The sequence below is a fragment of the Endozoicomonas gorgoniicola genome (assembly GCF_025562715.2).
Lineage (GTDB): Bacteria > Pseudomonadota > Gammaproteobacteria > Pseudomonadales > Endozoicomonadaceae > Endozoicomonas_A > Endozoicomonas_A gorgoniicola.
In genome coordinates this window covers 2,765,864-2,780,761 of record NZ_JAPFCC010000001.1, presented here as the reverse complement: position 1 = coordinate 2,780,761, position 14,898 = coordinate 2,765,864, and the positions used below count along the sequence as shown (strand labels likewise).

Genomic DNA, 14,898 nt, shown 5'->3' with positions numbered 1-14,898 from the left:
AGCCAGAGTGTGTCAGACAGGTATTAAGTCAGAGCCTGTGCCGCCTGCAGTACGTCTTCTACATGCCCTTTAATGCGCACCTTGCGCCATTCATGTTGTAAAATGCCGGCACTGTCGACCAGGAAAGTGCTGCGCTCGATGCCCATAAATTCCTTCCCGTACATTTTCTTGAGCTTGATGACATCAAACAGCTGGCACAGTGCCTCTTCAGGGTCAGAGATTAGTTCAAAGGGGAAATCATATTTACCTTTGAATTTCTCATGAGATTCAAGGCTTTCTCTGGATACGCCAAAGACCAGGGTGTCTGCGGCCTGAAACTCAGCATGAAGATCCCGGAAGGCTTCGCCTTCACTGATGCAGCCAGGCGTATTGTCCTTAGGGTAGAAGTACAGAACGAACTTTTTGCCTTTCAGTTCTTCAAGTGAGACAGTAGTACTATTCGTAGCCAGCGCAGTGAAATCTGGAACAGGTTGACCTAGGGTGAAACTCATTTCTTGTCCTTTACTTATTATCTAATGACGCCAACGATAGTAAAAGTTGGACTCTGTCGGCCAGAATGTCAACTCGCACTTGTTAAGACCTGTATGCATCAGTAACATTACGCTAGTTTTTTTAATGATCAAGACCGTTCCGAAGTGGAGTGCATCAATGATTATCGGTAGTCTCGTGGCGCTAGTTACCCCCATGACCGGAGATGGGGATCTTGACTGGAAGCGTTTGCATGATCTCGTTGAGTACCACATCCAGGAAGGGACTGATGGCATTGTCGCAGTCGGCACCACCGGTGAGTCTGCCACCCTTACTGTGCCTGAACACTGTGAAGTGATTAAACGGGTAGTGGGGCAGGTTAACGGCCGCATTCCTGTTATTGCCGGAACCGGCGGTAATTCCACCCAGGAAGCTATCCTGCTGACGGCAGAGGCGAAAAGCCTGGGTGCTGATGCCTGCCTGCTGGTGACGCCTTATTACAATAAGCCGACCCAGGAAGGTCTGTACCGACACTTCAAAGCCATTGCAGATGCTGTCGATATTCCCCAGATCCTCTACAATGTTCCGGGGCGTTCTTCTGTGGACATGTTGCCTGAGACGGTTGCCCGTCTGGCTGGACACAAAAATATAGCCGGTATCAAGGAAGCCACAGGCATTGTTGAGCGTGGTCGTCAGATCCGTGAGCTGTGTGGTGAGTCGTTTGCAATATATTCTGGCGATGACGCAACAGGTATGGAGCTGATGCTGCAGGGAGCCAACGGTGTGATTTCTGTGACGAACAACATTGTGCCACGGCAGATGCATGAACTGTGTATGGCGGCTATGGCTGGTGACCGAGAGACTGCCAGCGCTATTAATGACCGGTTAGACGCGTTGCATAGCAAGCTGTTTGTTGAATCCAACCCGATACCGGTTAAATGGCTGTTGAAAGAGCAGGGGCTGATTCAGGATGGCATTCGCCTGCCACTGACGCCACTGAGTGAGACGTTTCATTCAGATCTTCGTTTAGCCCTGAAACAGGCGACGGAGCAGGTTGAACCGGCATAAACCGGACAGAACAAACGACTCAGTCTGCCTTGCGAGGCAGGCTGAGTCCATGGACAGACGATTAATGGAGACATTATGTTGCGCACAATGAGGTCGTGCTCAATGAAAACCTTGCCGGTGATGGCTGTAGCTTTGACGCTGGCAGGATGCGCAAATCCATTTGGCAAGGAAGGGTATTTCCGGGATAAGTCCGGTGACTATACTCAGGCTCGGGTCGCTGAGCCGCTGAAATTGCCAGAGGATATAACCGATCCCCGTCCAATGGGTGACTCTCTGGTGATTCCCCCGATTACGGCTGAACATACTAACCTGGAGCAGCAGTTTCAGGCACCCCGTCCGGATCAGCGTCTGCAACACAGTGAAGGCGATACCTACAGCATTCAGCGCGATGGTGGCGATCAGTGGTTGCTGGCTGCCAAAAGTCCCAGCGAAATATGGCCGCGTATCCTGAGTTTCCTGGAAGAGAATGACGTTCCCGTGTTATCCAAAAATGCGAAACAAGGCTATCTGGAAACCGACTGGGTTGATCTGGGGCTGGATAAAGAACGTGGTTTTATTTATCGCACAGTAGGGCGCTGGGTCGGTGTTGAAGACGCTGAACCAGTGGAAGACCGTTTCCGTATTGAGGTCAGGCAGGGTGTAACGGCAGGAACCACAGAAGTTCATCTGCAGCACAAGGGACGCCCGAAAGCTGATGAAGGTGACGAGCCAGCACCTGAACCGGCAGACTGGGATAACATGGAGCAGCGCAGCCAGCGTTTGGACAATGGCACGTTGAGCGAGTTGATGTTGTTCCTGATTCGGGACGATGAAGATAGCAGTGTTTCTCTGTTGGCACAGAACCTGGACTTAGGCGATCAGGTTGAAATTGTTGATATCAACGGCAACCCGACCATGACGATTGAGCGACTGTCGTTTGCCCGCGCCTGGGCTGCTATCGACCAGGCTCTGGTCAAGGCTGGCCTGGAAGTGACAGATAAAAACCGCTCTGGTGGTCTGTTCTATATTCTTGCTGATGAACAGGGCGATGTCGTCAAGGGAGAGCCAGAGAAGGAACCGGGCTTTTTTGCCAGATTGTTTGGCAAAGGCAAGAAAGACGAAGAAGAGTCTACTCAGTCTACTTACCTGATCCGGGTTAGCGAATTAACAGGCGTTATTCAGGTAACCGTAGAAGAAAATATCAATGCGTTTGCTCCGGCTGAATTCAGTCAGAAGGTGCTGAACCTGATTAAAGAAAATATGAACTAACGGATAAATAAAGGCTGGCTTGACCAGCCTTTATTTGTTTTAACTACCAGAAACGACCCTTACTGTTTCTGCTCTGTCTGTGTTTATGTTTGTAAGTTGTATTGTCATCCATTTGTTTTACCCACTGCACCTGACAGGCAAACAGGTTCTCGTGGTTGTGATGACAGACAAGCAGAATTCAGATAATTGATCATCCACAACATTTAATTAAACAGGATATTGGCAATGAATCTTGCTGATAAAGTATTGGCCGTTAACAACGATTTACCTATTCGCACCGATCTGCCTGTGCATTCAGGTAAAGTCCGCTCTGTCTACTGGCTGACAGAAAAGGACAGTCGTCGCCTTATCAAAGAGAGAGGCTACGATGTTGCGGAAAATGCACCGCTCGCCATCATGGTGATTTCCGATCGTATGAGCGCCTTTGACTGCGTCTGGTCTGGTGAAGGTGGCATGAAGGGAGTGCCGGGCAAAGGCGCGGCGCTGAACGCTATTTCCAATCACTGGTTCAGGTTGTTCCGTGAACAGGGGTTAGCAGACAGTCATATTCTGGATGTTCCTCACCCTCTGGTGTGGATTGTGCAAAAAGCGCAGCCTGTCATGATAGAGGCTATCTGTCGTCAGTACATTACAGGCTCAATGTGGCGGGCTTACAGCAAAGGTGAGCGTGATTTTTGTGGCATTGAACTGCCCGAAGGTCTGGAAAAGGACCAGAAGCTGCCTGAGTTGCTGATCACTCCTTCTACCAAAGGTATTCTGGAAGGCATTCCCGGTGTTCCTGCGGTTGATGACGTCAATATCACCCGTAAAAACATTGAGGATAATTTCGAGGCGTTCAGCTTCCGCAGCAGCGAAGATATTGGCCGCTATGAAGTGCTGCTGAAAGAGGGCTTTGATGTCATCAGCGAGGCATTGTCTAAACTGGATCAGGTGTTTGTGGATACCAAGTTTGAATTTGGTTATGTCACCGATGCGTCCGGGCAGGAAAAGCTGATCTACATGGATGAAGTAGGGACTCCTGACTCTTCACGTATCTGGGATGGGGCAATGTATCGTAAGGGGAAAGTGGTTGAGAATTCCAAGGAAGGCTTCCGTCAGACATTGCTGAAGCACTTTGCGGATTCCGATATTTTGCTGAACAAGGATCGCATGGATGAGCGTCTTGCTCTGGCACGTGATAATGAGCTGCCTGAATCGGTAATGATGGAAGTGTCCGGCACCTATATCGACATCGCCGAAAAAATCACAGGCGAACGGTTGTCTCTGTCTGAAAATCCAAAAGCAGAGATTATTGAGGTACTCAAAAGTGAGTACGGCCTGATTGATTAAGGACCGTAGAAAGTCTGCTGAATGTTAATAACAAATAGTTATTAGCAGGATGGTGAAAAATGGCGGCCTGTTCCCGTCATTTTTCACCGGAAATGCCTGAAACCGCAATGATCCCTGAAGTCTTATGCACAATTGTCAACCCCTTGACGTTTAATTCAGGCATTATTTATAAGTGCTTGATTTTGTGAGTGTGTAATTTAAGTCATTGAAAAATATAAAAAAATAATTGATCAAAAAGTGATCAATTTGATCAGTGCTCAGTATTCATGGGTCTTTCTGGTCATTATGATGACTTCATCCACAAAGTTATCCACAGAAATTGTGGGTAACGTTTGTTTTGCTTGAATTGTGTGCGGAATAGCCCTTTATTCGGATGCCGTTTATTCTAACTTTGTATTAAAGTTTTCCGTACATCTGACGACTCGAGACGCTGATAAGGAGCTTTTATGAATGAGTCCACTGCAGTAGGGAACATCATGGATGTCACCGAAAGCAACCTGCAGGAAGTGTTACAGCTTTCAACTGAAAAGCTGGTGATGCTGTTCATCGGTATGGGCAGTGATGAGGCCAGTAATCAGCAGTTACGAATGGTGGAGCAACTGGCTAATACCTATGATGGCAAAATGGTGTTGGCAAAACTGGATGCTGAAGAGCAGCAGATGGTTGCACAGCAGTTGATTACCCAGTTGCGTGCCAATGCCATTCCGGTTCATGCCTTTCTGCATGAAGGGCGTCCGGTACAGGTTCTGTGTGGTCCACAGACCGAGCAGCAGCTACGCGAAGTGATTGACCCGTTGACCATGAGCCCGGCAGAGCAGATTAAATTACAGGTGGATGCCCTGATTGAAGCAGGCATGATTGAGCAGGCACTGGAACTGTTGCAGAAAATCCTGCAGGAAGAGCCTGATAATCATGGACTACAGGTACTCCAGGTGAACCTGCTGCTGGAGCTGGGACGAATGGACGACGCTCGCCAGTTATTAGCCGTACTGCCTGCAGATGCCCCTGGCATTGCCCAGCCAAAAGCCAAGCTGGCTTTCTATGAGATGGTGGCAGAGGCGCCCCAGCGTGATGTGCTGGAAGCGCAGCTTTATGAAGATGAGAACGACCATGAAGCGCGCTATCAGCTAGCCATACGGCTTGTCATTGCTGATGACATTGAATCGGCGCTGGACAATCTGCTGGTGATTGTTCGTCGTGACCGTGCTTTCCGTGAAGACGGCGCACGACTTTTAATGCTGAAAGTGTTTGAACAACTCGGAGCAGGTAACCCGGTTGCTAAACGCTACCGTGGCAAGTTGTTTGGTCTGATGCATTAAAGGCAGATAGCCGGTCAGGTTGCTGTCCGGCTTCTCAATGGTTATTGCTCAGATTCGCCGCCTAAAGCTTCAATAAGATCCTTAATTAGCTGTCGTACCGACAGTGTCATTACGGAAAAGTCTGCATCAAACTGTTCTGCAGCAGTTTCTGCATTAATTTCATCCAGTTTTTCTTCAATGACTTCTGTGAACTTCAGCTTCCGGATAATCATATCGTCACCCAGAACAAAGGTTTGTGCATCGTCCCAGTTTAAGGCCAGTTTGCTGACCTGCATGCCCGCGTCGAGATGAGCCAGAATTTCGTCGGTGATCAGTTCCTGCTTCTTTATACTGATCTGTCCACCTTCGTCGCCGGGCTCCCGCAGTTCACAATCGAAGCCGAGTGAAAGGGGGGCGGGTACCGATGGATTCTGTTGCAGCCACTGGGTCATGATAGAGGAAGGGGCATTTTTCAGGGCAGGGTTAATAATGGGCAGGCTGCCAACACACTCTCTGAGGCAGCTGGTCAGCTCTTCTGCCTTTTTAAAGGAAGACGAGTCAATAACCATCCAGCCTGCTTCTGCGTCTATATAGGCAAATGTGTTCTGACTTTTAGTAAAAGCCTTTGGCAGCAGCTCCATGATGACATCGTCTTTCAAAGTCTTCTTTTCTTTGCTGAATACCTGCCGGTCCTGTTCATGCTCAATCATTTCAATACGTTCATTTAGAACGTCATTAATCACACTGGCAGGAAGGATCTTTTCTTCTTTGCGTGCGCACACCAGGACAAATCCATTAGCCGCGTGGGTCAGCATGTCGCCATGGCGGCCCAGAGGCGGAACCCATCCATAAGTACTCATGTCCTGACTACCGCAGCTGCGAAAGCGTTTTTCATTCAGTTTTTCTTCCAGGTCTTCGGCACTCAGTTCGAACGGCTTACTGAAGCGATAAATAATCAGGTTTTTAAACCACATGATGCATTCCATCCTTTAATACTGGGGCAACATATTAACAGAGTGGGGCTTTTCCGCCCGCTCTTTGTTGTACTGACGGCAGCGGAAATAAGCGCATGTTTCTGATACTTATAAAAAAAATATCTATAGATGGTTGCGTAACGAACGTTTGGCTGCTTATAATGCGCCGCGTTGTTGAGAGACAGTTCAGCGCGCAGGGTGATTAGCTCAGCTGGGAGAGCATCTGCCTTACAAGCAGAGGGTCGGCGGTTCGATCCCGTCATCACCCACCACTCTTTAAAGTATTAAAGAGATATACGGACTTTTATTTTGAGTAAGCGTCTGTATAGTGTGCGCTAAGCAGTGTGTCGCAGAGTTCAGCGGACCGGTAGTTCAGTTGGTTAGAATGCCGGCCTGTCACGCCGGAGGTCGCGGGTTCGAGTCCCGTCCGGTCCGCCATTTACTCTTCTCTCATTAGTTCGCTTGCAAATAAATGAGTTGCAAAACGAATATTTAGCAGTAACATGCTGCTGCGTTAACTGCGCACTTGAACGACGAGTGTCTTGCGATAGGATCGCAATTCCTTATAGGGTGATTAGCTCAGCTGGGAGAGCATCTGCCTTACAAGCAGAGGGTCGGCGGTTCGATCCCGTCATCACCCACCAAACATTATGCTGAAGCGTTAGCTTCAGAAAGAAAAGATTATGCGGACCGGTAGTTCAGTTGGTTAGAATGCCGGCCTGTCACGCCGGAGGTCGCGGGTTCGAGTCCCGTCCGGTCCGCCATCTCTTCAGGTAGAGAGTTCTCTTTAATAGAGAGTAAGTTGCAGCACGACAGGCGTTGCAGCGACTTTTGTAGTAAAGAATGGGTGATTAGCTCAGCTGGGAGAGCATCTGCCTTACAAGCAGAGGGTCGGCGGTTCGATCCCGTCATCACCCACCAAATATTATGCTGAAGCGTTAGCTTCAGAAAGAAAAGATTATGCGGACCGGTAGTTCAGTTGGTTAGAATGCCGGCCTGTCACGCCGGAGGTCGCGGGTTCGAGTCCCGTCCGGTCCGCCATCTCTTCAGGTAGAGAGTTCTCTTTAATAGAGAGTAAGTTGCAGCACGACAGGCGTTGTAACGACTTTTGTAGTAAAGAATGGGTGATTAGCTCAGCTGGGAGAGCATCTGCCTTACAAGCAGAGGGTCGGCGGTTCGATCCCGTCATCACCCACCAAATATTATGCTGGAGCGTTAGCTCCACAAAGAAAAGAATATGCGGACCGGTAGTTCAGTTGGTTAGAATGCCGGCCTGTCACGCCGGAGGTCGCGGGTTCGAGTCCCGTCCGGTCCGCCATCTCTTCAGGTAGAGAGTTTTCTTTACAGAGAGTTTTCTTTACAGAGAGTAGATTGTTGCACGACAGGCGCAGCAGCGACTTTTGTAGTAAAGAATGGGTGATTAGCTCAGCTGGGAGAGCATCTGCCTTACAAGCAGAGGGTCGGCGGTTCGATCCCGTCATCACCCACCAAATATTATGCTGGAGCGTTAGCTCCACAAAGAAAAGAATATGCGGACCGGTAGTTCAGTTGGTTAGAATGCCGGCCTGTCACGCCGGAGGTCGCGGGTTCGAGTCCCGTCCGGTCCGCCATCTCTTCAGGTAGAGAGTTTTCTTTACAGAGAGTAGATTGTTGCACGACAGGCGCAGCGACTTTTGTAGTAAAGAATGGGTGATTAGCTCAGCTGGGAGAGCATCTGCCTTACAAGCAGAGGGTCGGCGGTTCGATCCCGTCATCACCCACCAAATATTATGCTGAAGCGTTAGCTTCACAAAGAAAAGATTATGCGGACCGGTAGTTCAGTTGGTTAGAATGCCGGCCTGTCACGCCGGAGGTCGCGGGTTCGAGTCCCGTCCGGTCCGCCATCTCTTCATGTAGAGAGTTATCTTTACAGAGAGTTCTCTTTAATAGAGAGTAAGTTGCAGCACGACAGGCGTTGCATCGACCTTTGTAGTAAAGAATGGGTGATTAGCTCAGCTGGGAGAGCATCTGCCTTACAAGCAGAGGGTCGGCGGTTCGATCCCGTCATCACCCACCAAACATGATGCTGAAGTGTTAGCTTCACAAAGAAAAGATTATGCGGACCGGTAGTTCAGTTGGTTAGAATGCCGGCCTGTCACGCCGGAGGTCGCGGGTTCGAGTCCCGTCCGGTCCGCCATTATTCCTGAAACCCGAAGTCTCAAGGCTTCGGGTTTTTTTTGTTTGCCCAGCGAAGCGGGCAAACCCGTCAGGCTGAAAGAAGCCTGAGCCGCCCCGACTGAGGGGAAGGCAATCTGAATGGCAAGGGCGTAACTGGCCAACGGTTGGGTCTGAAGGAAGCCATAGGAAGTCAGAGGTACACAGCGCAAGCGAACCTGATTCGGCAGGTTGGGAGCGGCAAGCGTGCGAAATAGCGCAAAGCCCGATACTCAGTCAGTCCCAACTCTGTGCTTGAGGGTGGCATTTCTGACAGGGAACCGTTTAGTAACTGGGGAAGCCTGGCATCAATCTCTGAATCTCAGGGGCTGTTATCGCAAGAGGAAACTCAAGGGTAACAGTGGTGTGAGGTGGCAGATGATCCTGTAGTAGTGATGAAATTCCGGCCTGTGAAGGCGGGTAACCGTTCGGAGGGCAAAACCGGAATGACTACAGCCAGAGTGACTGTAGGGCATGTGTCGTCAAAAGCGGCAGATGTTGCGAAGGGGTGAAGCATTCTTAAAGAACAGTCAGACCGCAGGAATGACACTGTGAGCGCACAAGCTGCCTGACGAGGCAGGACATCTTCGGCTGGTGAGGTTGGGAACAATCCTGCTAAAAGAAAGAGCCGCGCTCGGGAGTAAAGGACAGGTAGCAGGTAGATTGCCTTGAGCCAGAACGCCTGTGAATGTCCATGAAGAATCCGGCCACAGTAGAAGGATGGCGCAATCTGTCTGTCGTGAGACAGTAACTGATGAGAGTATATTATAGCCTGTATGGGCGCTTGCTGACGATGGAAGCGCTTTACAACGGATTCAAAAAGGTATGGAAAGCGAAAGGTGCGGCCGGAATAGATGGGCAGAGCCTGAGCGACTACGCCTCGAATCTGCGTGGTAATCTTGAACAGTTACTGCTTGAATTGCGGGAAAAGCGCTACAAACCGCTACCGGTAAAGCGTGTAGAAATCGACAAAGAAGACGGTGGAAAGCGTCTGCTGGGAATCCCCGCAGTAAAAGACCGAATCGTCCAACAAGCACTTCTAAATATCCTGACCCCGATCTTTGATCCGGACTTCCACCCGTCCAGCTATGGGTACAGACCGAATCGAAGCTGCCATCAAGCCATTACCAAGGCGACCCTGTTCATACGAAAGTACGACAGACGCTGGGTGGTGGACATGGACTTGTCCAAATGCTTTGACCGACTCGACCACGAGTTAATTCTCAAGGCGTTCAGGCACAAAGTGGCAGATGGAAGCATCCTGAACCTGATCAGAATGTTCCTGAAAAGCGGGGTGATGGTTGGCTATCAACTGGAAGCCACGGAAACAGGCAGTCCACAGGGCGGAGTGATCAGTCCCTTAATCTCAAACGTCTATCTTGATGCGTTTGATCAGGAAATGATGCGACGCAAGCACAGGATTGTCCGCTATGCGGACGATATCCTGATTCTGTGTGGCTCCAAAGCAGCGGCAGAAAACGCTCTGAAAGTGGCGACCAAAGTACTGGAGCAAGACCTGAAACTGACGGTCAACCAGAATAAAACACACATAGCCCATAGCGGCGAGGGTGTGAAATTTCTGGGAGTTGAAATCCTGAGCAGCTATACGCGCATACAGGAAAAGAAGCTCAACGCACTGAAAGCAAAGGTAAAGCGAATCACGAAAAGGAATCGGGGAACGAACCTTGAAGGAGTAATCCGAGAACTGAACCCTGTGATACGAGGATTTGCTAATTACTTCAGGATAGCGAACTGTAGTCGTGAATTAAAACGGCTGACAGGATGGATGAGGCGCAGGCTGAGATGTTTACAACTGAAACAGTGGAAGAAACCAGCGAAGCTGCATCGTCGGCTGAAGCAACTGGGTTACAAGCCACCATTTAAGTACATCAAAATGCGTTCATGGAGAAATGCGTGCAGTCCCCTGTCGCATTTAGCCATGCCGAACAACTGGTTCAATGAGATAAAGTTGTTCAATTTGGAAGGCGTTAAAACGGGCGTTCTTGCCCCTTATTGTTAAGGGATAGAGAGTGCAGGAGCCGTGTACGAGGTCCGTACGCACGGTTCTGTGGGAAGGACGGGGCAATAGCCCCGCCTTACCTAATGTTTATCTGGCGGTTGGAAAGTGATCTTTGCTAACAAGCTGGCTTATACGAAATAGACAGCAGTTCTTTAATGCACCTTACACCGTCATCCCCGCCATAGCTTCGCGGGGATGACGAGTTCAGATCCCCTTAATCTTCCGCTGATTTTAAGGGTTCAAACAGAACATTCAGATCCTCGGCGGTAATGGACTGCTTTTTCTTGCTACTGGTTTCTCCATAGAGTGACGCGGCAATGCTTTTCTTTTTCTCCTTGAGTTCCTGAATTTTTTCTTCCACGGTGCCTTCTGTGACGAGTTTGTAGACAAAAACGGGTTTGTCCTGACCGATCCGGTGTGACCGGTCACTGGCCTGATCTTCTACGGCTGGATTCCACCAGGGGTCGTAGTGGATAACGGTGTCGGCGGCAGTCAGGTTTAAGCCTGTGCCACCGGCTTTCAGGCTGATAAGGAAGACAGGAATATCACCTTCCTGAAAGGCCTTAATGGGGCGGTTTCGATCTCTGGTTTGACCGGTTAATTTCACCCACTCGATATTCGCAGCTTTCAGTCGTGCTTCTATGAGTTTGAGCATCGTGGTGAACTGGGAAAAGATCAGGATTTTCCTGCCTTCTTCAACAATGGGAGTGACCAGGCTCATTAACAGGTCGAGCTTGGCAGATTCCGGTACTTTTTTGGCTTGTTCCAGTTTGACCAGTGACGGGTCGCAACAGGCCTGTCGCATTTTCAGCAGGGCGTCAAGAATGACAATCTGGGAACGGGCCAGACCTTTTTTTTCAATTTCATCTTTGACTCTGGATTCCATGCTGGCACGAATGGTTTCGTATAAATCCCGTTGTTTACCATCCAGCTCCGTGGTGCGGATGATTTCTGTTTTGGGTGGCAGTTCTTTCGCCACCAGGTCTTTGTTTCGACGCAGCATAAACGGTGCTACCCGTTTTTGTAGCTTTTTGGATTGTTTTTTGTTGTTGTGCTTTTCAATCGGTGTGCGGTAGAAACGGGTGAACTGGTCCCTGGCACCCAGGAAACCGGGCATAAGAAAGTCGTATAAAGACCATAGTTCACCAAGATGGTTTTCCATGGGTGTGCCGGTGATGCACAGTTTATGTGCCGCGTTCAGGCAGCGAACGGCCCTGGCGCTTTTTGCGTTGGGGTTTTTCACTGCCTGGGCTTCATCCAGTGCGAGCAGGTGAAAGTTAGTTTGACTGAGTTGTTCAAAGTCTCGTTGAATCACACCATAGCTGGTCAGAATCAGGTCGGCGTCGTTAATGATGTTGCTGTCCCGCTGTGCACCGTGGTGAATGTGAACCTTTAATTCCGGGGTGAAGCGATGTGCTTCGTTCTTCCAGTTATGCAGCAGGCTGGTGGGGCAAACCACGAGGCTTGGGGGCAGTTTGTTGCCCAGTCGTTGTTTTTCCAGTTGCAGGTGGGACAGGGTCTGAATGGTTTTGCCCAGTCCCATGTCGTCGGCCAGTATCCCGTTCAAACCGTATTCACGGAGGAATTGCAGCCAGGAGAGACCATCCTGCTGGTAAGGTCGCAGTTCGGCCTGAAGAGCTTTGGGGGCTGCCACTTTCTTCATTCGTTTGAAGCGTTTTAACTTACGGGCCAGTTCCAGCAGTTTATTACCGCCAGCCCAGGGTAGACCCAGTTTGTCGTGCAGTTCCTCCCAGATATCGGCATGATGATTTTGCAGACGATACTCTTCGAGCGGACGGTCACCATAAAGCTCCAGCAGGGTTCCGACAATCAGCTGCAGGCGTTCAGCGGGCAGGTTAATAAACCGCCCTCCGGGGAGAGTCACTGGTACCGTGGCATCTTCAGGCATTTTTCGGAGTTCATCCGGAGAAGGTAACCGGTGAAGTTGTCGAGCCAGCAGAGGCAGCAGGTCTATGGATTTACCGTCAATATTTATACCCAGCTTCAGGGTAAACCAGTCCATCTGGGACTCGTCGAGTTCTGCGTACCAGTCATCATCAGAAATGGGTTCAAACTGGAATGGGAAGCTGTCGTCCGTTTCCACCGTCCAGCCATTGTCTTCCAGTTCGGGGACAACGTGAGAGATAAACTGCAACCAGCCTTGCTGGTAGTGATCGACAGGAGGCTCGATGATTAAATCATACTCCCTGAGCCCGGCAGAATGTTCAGGGCCAGCTGGAACGAGGTAGGGCATCAGCTCTTGGGCGTATTGCATTTCCTGTTGAGTTTGTCGTGGAACAATCACTTCGTCGTTATCGGGCAGGGTGACGGAGTCGGCCGGGCTTTCGAATTCGATACGATGTTCATCGTAAGCGAATAACAGGTTGGCACGGGCGATTTCACCGTCGGGCTTGAGGGGGTGGCTGCTCAGGTTAAGAACAGGCTTAGGTGCAATAAACTGTGTTTTGATTTTTCTGGGGAGCTGTACGGATTTATTGAACGATAGACTAGCGTCGTCGTTAAACAGGCTGGAGAGAGCATTCTGGGTTTCGTTGATGCCGTCACTGTCCAGTGGTGGTGCCTGTAACAGGGTTTGCAGCACTTCACCATCCGGTAGTTGAGTCAGTTCCCCGCACTCGGCAATGCTTTCACTGACTCTCAGGTAATGGGGCGGTGTTGTGGGTATCAGGTTCAGCCGGTCATTACTCTGACTGAATAGCGCAGGCTGTTGCAATCCCTGCTCGTCAACCAGCCAGCGTAGTTCACCTTTGATCGGGTCGCCTTTGCTGATCAGTTGTTTTGAATGCTCATCGAATGTACAGCGACCGGTAGCAATAATCTTCCGCAATAACTCGGCACCCTGGGATTCGCGAATCTGCATTCTGTTGCCGTAAGGCGTCAGCTCGTTGTGGACATACGCCATTTTGATAATGTGTTTGTCCTGATCGTTTACACTGGCGGGCCAGCTGTAGTTCTGAATGCCTGTCTGCGCACCGTAGAACGATGTGAACTTGCCCAGACCACCTTTTTTAAGGTACCGGGAGAGGTGCATACTGACGGATGTGTTGCCATCCCTGTCAAAGTTCAGAATGTAGACAAGACAGCCCGGCTGTTTTTTGGTGGCTGTTTCGGCTTTAGTGCTTGTGCTGGTGACCTTGTTAAGGTTTTTGAGCCACTGGGCTCTTTGTTTTTTTAGCCTGGCTTTTTCCGGGTCGGAAATGCCTGATGCCGGTTTGATTTCTGATGAAGGCACTGGCCAGCCTATGTCTTCAAGAGAAACTCCCAGGCGCTCCATTGAACTGATAATTTCTTTGAGTGCTTCTGCTCTTGGTGAATCTTCGTGGTTTAAAGCCGCTTTAATGGCACTCAACTCATTGTGCAGGTTATCTTCAAAATCTGAAAAACTTTCAACGGTGCCTTCAATGACATCACCGGAATATCCGTCAATCAGGGCGTTGATAGTGTCTGCACCGTACTTTTTCTCGGCACCGAGTAGCACTGCACAAACGTGCTTGCAGTTGTATTCCATAGGGCAGGAGCAGTACCCTTCGATCAGCTCCTCTTCAGGAGTATCTGGCCAGATGGTGATACTTACTGTGTAGCGGTGAGCACCTGAGCCAAGAACCTCACCTTTTAAATAATATTTGTCTTTGTCAAGCTCCATACCCAGTACATGGCAGGACTGGAAGTATTTTTTTCCTCTGCCATAGGCTTTGGCGCCAAAAATTTGATTGAAGTCGATATTGAGTTCAGACATGGAATATAGGTTGGGAATTTGAAAAGGTGAATTTTAGCTGTTTGTAGTCTTTTATTGCTATCTATTTGTAGTTGTAGCGAGACACTTTCTGTAGGAGATGAAAGGAAGCTGGATTATTACTACTGGTAATTCTGGTTACCGGTAACCGTTTCAGGCAGGCGAAAAGGTGATGTTCAGCTTGTGGCCGGTGGCCTCGGCGTATTTTTTTAACATGCCCGGGCTGGGTAACGTTTTGCTGTTAGCGCTTTCACGGCGGAGAGCAAAAAACTCTGCTTTTTTCGGCCATAGCTGCCTGAACATCTTCACGCTCAAGTGCTTTTTTGCGAAACGCTTTATAGCTTAAGTTTGCCATTTTGAACCTCCTTTAATCGCTGGTATCCGAGCTCTAATTCTTTTTTAGGTGTTTTCTGATTTTTTTCTGGCAAACATGCAAGATCACAGCATGCTTTGACTCCTGCACTTTGGCTTCCGTTTTAAAATCAGTACTTTAGTTCATTATTTTACCGCAGGATGCACTAGTGGTTCGAGTGCTTTCATCTGCCA

The 14,898-nt window shown here is 49.5% G+C and carries 8 protein-coding genes and 14 tRNA genes; 19 read left to right on the top strand and 3 right to left on the bottom strand.

Annotated features, from left to right (window positions below; all coding sequences use genetic code 11):
• Window positions 1-23: 23 nt before the first annotated feature.
• The gene (locus tag NX722_RS12780) at window positions 24-491 is read right to left on the bottom strand and encodes a peroxiredoxin (RefSeq protein ID WP_262568306.1); all 468 of its coding nucleotides are present in this window, start codon (window positions 489-491) and stop codon (window positions 24-26) included.
• 157 nt (window positions 492-648) lie between these two features.
• Between NX722_RS12780 and dapA the strand changes: the two genes are divergently transcribed.
• From dapA to NX722_RS12760, 4 genes are all read left to right on the top strand, one after another.
• Window positions 649-1,536 carry a 4-hydroxy-tetrahydrodipicolinate synthase gene (dapA, locus tag NX722_RS12775; RefSeq protein WP_262568663.1) on the top strand — a complete coding sequence of 296 codons (888 nt, stop codon included), beginning with the start codon at window positions 649-651 and terminating at the stop codon, window positions 1,534-1,536.
• 102 nt (window positions 1,537-1,638) lie between these two features.
• The gene (gene bamC / locus NX722_RS12770) at window positions 1,639-2,784 is read left to right on the top strand and encodes an outer membrane protein assembly factor BamC (RefSeq protein ID WP_262568305.1); all 1,146 of its coding nucleotides are present in this window, start codon (window positions 1,639-1,641) and stop codon (window positions 2,782-2,784) included.
• A gap of 225 nt (window positions 2,785-3,009) precedes the next feature.
• Window positions 3,010-4,113, top strand: a complete 1,104-nt coding sequence (locus tag NX722_RS12765) for a phosphoribosylaminoimidazolesuccinocarboxamide synthase (RefSeq protein ID WP_262568304.1) — start codon at window positions 3,010-3,012, stop codon at window positions 4,111-4,113.
• A gap of 446 nt (window positions 4,114-4,559) precedes the next feature.
• Window positions 4,560-5,432 (top strand): tetratricopeptide repeat protein, encoded by an 873-nt coding sequence (locus tag NX722_RS12760; RefSeq protein ID WP_262568303.1) that lies wholly within the window; start codon window positions 4,560-4,562, stop codon window positions 5,430-5,432.
• A gap of 41 nt (window positions 5,433-5,473) precedes the next feature.
• On the opposite strand, the gene rdgC is transcribed toward NX722_RS12760, so the two are convergent.
• The gene (rdgC, locus tag NX722_RS12755; protein ID WP_262568302.1) at window positions 5,474-6,385 is read right to left on the bottom strand and encodes a recombination-associated protein RdgC; all 912 of its coding nucleotides are present in this window, start codon (window positions 6,383-6,385) and stop codon (window positions 5,474-5,476) included.
• A 196-nt stretch (window positions 6,386-6,581) separates the two neighbouring features.
• Between rdgC and NX722_RS12750 the strand changes: the two genes are divergently transcribed.
• From NX722_RS12750 to ltrA, 15 genes are all read left to right on the top strand, one after another.
• Window positions 6,582-6,657 (top strand) — tRNA-Val (locus NX722_RS12750).
• An 89-nt stretch (window positions 6,658-6,746) separates the two neighbouring features.
• Window positions 6,747-6,823, top strand: a tRNA-Asp gene (locus tag NX722_RS12745).
• A 130-nt stretch (window positions 6,824-6,953) separates the two neighbouring features.
• Window positions 6,954-7,029: transfer RNA gene (locus NX722_RS12740), tRNA-Val, on the top strand.
• Between the two features lie 43 nt (window positions 7,030-7,072).
• A tRNA-Asp gene (locus NX722_RS12735) sits at window positions 7,073-7,149 on the top strand.
• 81 nt (window positions 7,150-7,230) lie between these two features.
• Window positions 7,231-7,306 (top strand) — tRNA-Val (locus tag NX722_RS12730).
• Window positions 7,307-7,349: 43 nt separating this feature from the next.
• Window positions 7,350-7,426 (top strand) — tRNA-Asp (locus NX722_RS12725).
• An 81-nt stretch (window positions 7,427-7,507) separates the two neighbouring features.
• A tRNA-Val gene (locus tag NX722_RS12720) sits at window positions 7,508-7,583 on the top strand.
• Window positions 7,584-7,626: 43 nt separating this feature from the next.
• Window positions 7,627-7,703 (top strand) — tRNA-Asp (locus tag NX722_RS12715).
• Between the two features lie 96 nt (window positions 7,704-7,799).
• Window positions 7,800-7,875 (top strand) — tRNA-Val (locus NX722_RS12710).
• Window positions 7,876-7,918: 43 nt separating this feature from the next.
• A tRNA-Asp gene (locus tag NX722_RS12705) sits at window positions 7,919-7,995 on the top strand.
• Window positions 7,996-8,072: 77 nt separating this feature from the next.
• Window positions 8,073-8,148: transfer RNA gene (locus NX722_RS12700), tRNA-Val, on the top strand.
• Between the two features lie 43 nt (window positions 8,149-8,191).
• A tRNA-Asp gene (locus NX722_RS12695) sits at window positions 8,192-8,268 on the top strand.
• A gap of 97 nt (window positions 8,269-8,365) precedes the next feature.
• Window positions 8,366-8,441: transfer RNA gene (locus tag NX722_RS12690), tRNA-Val, on the top strand.
• A 43-nt stretch (window positions 8,442-8,484) separates the two neighbouring features.
• Window positions 8,485-8,561 (top strand) — tRNA-Asp (locus tag NX722_RS12685).
• Window positions 8,562-9,332: 771 nt separating this feature from the next.
• Entirely contained in the window at window positions 9,333-10,598 is a 1,266-nt protein-coding gene (ltrA, locus tag NX722_RS12680) for a group II intron reverse transcriptase/maturase (protein WP_262563619.1), read from the top strand.
• A gap of 214 nt (window positions 10,599-10,812) precedes the next feature.
• Here ltrA and NX722_RS12675 read toward each other — a convergent pair whose 3' ends face one another.
• The gene (locus NX722_RS12675; protein ID WP_262568301.1) at window positions 10,813-14,355 is read right to left on the bottom strand and encodes a DEAD/DEAH box helicase; all 3,543 of its coding nucleotides are present in this window, start codon (window positions 14,353-14,355) and stop codon (window positions 10,813-10,815) included.
• Window positions 14,356-14,898 lie beyond the last annotated feature (543 nt).

Coding starts and splice junctions, on each gene's coding strand:
- bamC (WP_262568305.1), top strand. CDS start 1,639: ATGAAAACCTTGCCGGTGATGGCTGTAGCTTTGACGCTGGCAGGATGC.
- NX722_RS12780 (WP_262568306.1), bottom strand. CDS start 491: ATGAGTTTCACCCTAGGTCAACCTGTTCCAGATTTCACTGCGCTGGCT.
- rdgC (WP_262568302.1), bottom strand. CDS start 6,385: ATGTGGTTTAAAAACCTGATTATTTATCGCTTCAGTAAGCCGTTCGAA.
- NX722_RS12675 (WP_262568301.1), bottom strand. CDS start 14,355: ATGTCTGAACTCAATATCGACTTCAATCAAATTTTTGGCGCCAAAGCC.
- dapA (WP_262568663.1), top strand. CDS start 649: ATGATTATCGGTAGTCTCGTGGCGCTAGTTACCCCCATGACCGGAGAT.
- ltrA (WP_262563619.1), top strand. CDS start 9,333: ATGAGAGTATATTATAGCCTGTATGGGCGCTTGCTGACGATGGAAGCG.
- NX722_RS12760 (WP_262568303.1), top strand. CDS start 4,560: ATGAATGAGTCCACTGCAGTAGGGAACATCATGGATGTCACCGAAAGC.
- NX722_RS12765 (WP_262568304.1), top strand. CDS start 3,010: ATGAATCTTGCTGATAAAGTATTGGCCGTTAACAACGATTTACCTATT.